3 protein-coding genes and 2 pseudogenes are annotated in these 2203 nt (G+C 69.9%); all 5 read left to right on the forward strand.

All coding sequences use genetic code 11. The features are described 5' to 3' along the window. Positions 1 to 123: pseudogene (locus ACFC8N_RS48790) on the forward strand (glutamate synthase); the annotation flags it as partial. Positions 124 to 269: 146 nt separating this feature from the next. After that, positions 270 to 554 (forward strand): hypothetical protein, encoded by a 285-nt coding sequence (locus tag ACFC8N_RS48795; protein WP_376296093.1) that lies wholly within the window; start codon positions 270 to 272, stop codon positions 552 to 554. 70 nt (positions 555 to 624) lie between these two features. Next, complete coding sequence (locus tag ACFC8N_RS48800; protein ID WP_356040605.1) at positions 625 to 846, forward strand: hypothetical protein; 222 nt, start codon at positions 625 to 627, stop codon at positions 844 to 846. 351 nt (positions 847 to 1197) lie between these two features. Further along, a pseudogene (locus tag ACFC8N_RS48805) lies at positions 1198 to 1329 on the forward strand (Tn3 family transposase); the annotation flags it as partial. Between the two features lie 322 nt (positions 1330 to 1651). Next, positions 1652 to 2110 (forward strand): SGNH/GDSL hydrolase family protein, encoded by a 459-nt coding sequence (locus tag ACFC8N_RS48810; RefSeq protein ID WP_376296094.1) that lies wholly within the window; start codon positions 1652 to 1654, stop codon positions 2108 to 2110. The last annotated feature ends 93 nt before the right edge of the window (positions 2111 to 2203 follow it).

A 2203-nucleotide genomic window follows, 5' to 3' on the forward strand; every position in this document is an offset into this window, starting at 1 on the left:
CGCACCCTGGCCGGCGTCTACGGCTACAAGGACGGCTGGGGCGAGCTCGGCCCGCACCTCGCCGATGAGATCACGGCCCTGCTCACCACCAAGCCCACCGCCGTCCGGGAACCGGCCGTCTGACACACCGACAGTGACAGGCACCGCGCTCGGGCCTCTCGTGCGCGGAGCGACGCGAACAGGCAGCCGCTGACCGGGAGTTGCAGGCCGTCCGGCGTGAGGAGGCGGCGGCTGAGCGGGAGCGGTCGGCGCTGCGCCGCGGGGCACTGGTGGCGCTGTTTGCGTCGGGTGAGGACCTGACGGACGCGGAGCGTCTGCTGATCTCTGATGCGGACGCGGACGAGACGCAGATCCAGGCGGCGGCCGAGGCGCTGCGGGCCCGGCGCCCGGAGCTGTTCGGCGAGGTGCGTACTCCTCCGGTGCCGGCGGCTCCTGCCGGGGCCCTGGCAGGGCGCGCCCCAACGCGGACGGTGGCGCCGTCGAGGCCGGGCGCGGCCGGGCTGGAGATGGCCCGACGCCGCGGCCTGGTGACCGAATCCGGTGACGCTCGCTGACCTGCGGGCAACACACGCTGTGGGGACCACGCCCCCTCGACTTCGTGGACGGCATCGCCCAGTAGGACCGGTGCGCGGACTGCACCTCGTCGCCTGGGTACGCTCCCTCGACGACGCCCAGCGCTTCGAGACCCGCCTCGCCGACCGGGCCCCGGACCTCACCGTCACCGACCGCACGGTCGCCTTGTGGCCCATGAAACTGAGCGGCCATCTGCTGGACGAGAACGGCTACCGGACCGGTGCGACACCGCTCGCGCTGTGGGACGAGGGGTCGGGCTCGGACCCCGACTGACATCACCGTCCCCGCCCGGACCGCCGTGCGCCCGAACGGCACGTCCGCGCACACCTCGTCACCGCGCTCTGGCAGGACCTCTCCGCGTACGCCCCACCATCGACGACGACGTGGCCCTCCTCGCCCTGGCACCCACGCGGGTACCGGAATCACGCGAGCCGCGAGAGCACGTGCCGGGCACATGAGCCGAGGAAGCGGTGGCCACCGACTTCAAACGCCCGGGAGGTGTCTGTCCCGGATGGTCGGGGACAGACACCCCCGGTGTATAGCACACGCGGTATGCGGGTCGGATGGGCGTGGTGAGCTGCTGGCTGATTGAGTGCCCGCTGTCGGGGATCATCGCGGCACGCACAGGACGGCATGGAAGACCAGATCGGCGCCCTGGGCCTGGTCCTCAACGCCCTCGAGCTGTTCACCACGCGCTACATGGACGCCGCGGTGAACCAGCTGCGGGCGGACGGCTTCGACATCCGCGACACTGACCAGACCCTCCGGACGGACTGCGCCAAGGACCGGAATGGGGTACCCGCGATCCGGATGCCGGACGCTGCGGCGCACCACGGGTGTGGCGGTCAGCCGCGGCATCTGGCTGAGGCTGTCGTTGCGGTGCTCCGGCGTGATGCGCTCACCGGTCCGTCCGCGCGCCCGGGCACATCGCGGCTATCCCGTCGGCGTAGTGCATTGGTGACATTCCGGTTAGCGCATTAGCTTCAGCGCCATGGGCATATCTGCGAAGTCCCAGCGTTTGAGTCGGTCGCGGCGCCGCGTACCGGTGCTAATGATCCTGCTGGGCACCCTCTTGATCATGATCGGCAACATCCCGGTCGGCGCCACCACAGCACAGTTGCGCTTGTTCGTCCTGGGCGACAGCATTGCCGGCGGAAGCGCCCAGGGCGGGAACGGATCGCAAGGCTGGCCCGCGCTGGTCGCCAATCGGCTGGGGCTCACGCTACGTCTGGACGGGCAGGGCGGCTCGGGCTACACCACCGGCGGCACGCAACCGGGCGGACGGCCCTACGCGCAGCGGGTCAACGACGCCGTTGCGGCAGCGCCAGACTTGGTGGTTGTCGAGGGATCACGTAACGACGTCGGCCCGACACAAACCCAGACCGCCGCGGTAGACACATTGCGCCGTCTCCATGCCGGACTGCCCCACACGCGCATCCTTGTCATCGGGCCGATCTACTCAGACCCGCAGCCAATCGGCTCGCACCCGGTCGACGAAGCGGTCGCGGCCGCAGCAATGAAACTTGGCCTGCCTTAGGGCTCGTAAAGAATCAACGCGTTGCTTCACGGTCTCTGCGTCGTTGGTGTGGTATGCGCATACCGAGCGAGGTTCGCGATCAACTCGCCCTGA

Source organism: Streptomyces sp. NPDC055966, assembly GCF_042269865.1.
GTDB lineage: Bacteria > Actinomycetota > Actinomycetes > Streptomycetales > Streptomycetaceae > Streptomyces.

Coding starts and splice junctions, on each gene's coding strand:
- ACFC8N_RS48810 (WP_376296094.1), top strand. CDS start 1,652: ATGATCGGCAACATCCCGGTCGGCGCCACCACAGCACAGTTGCGCTTG.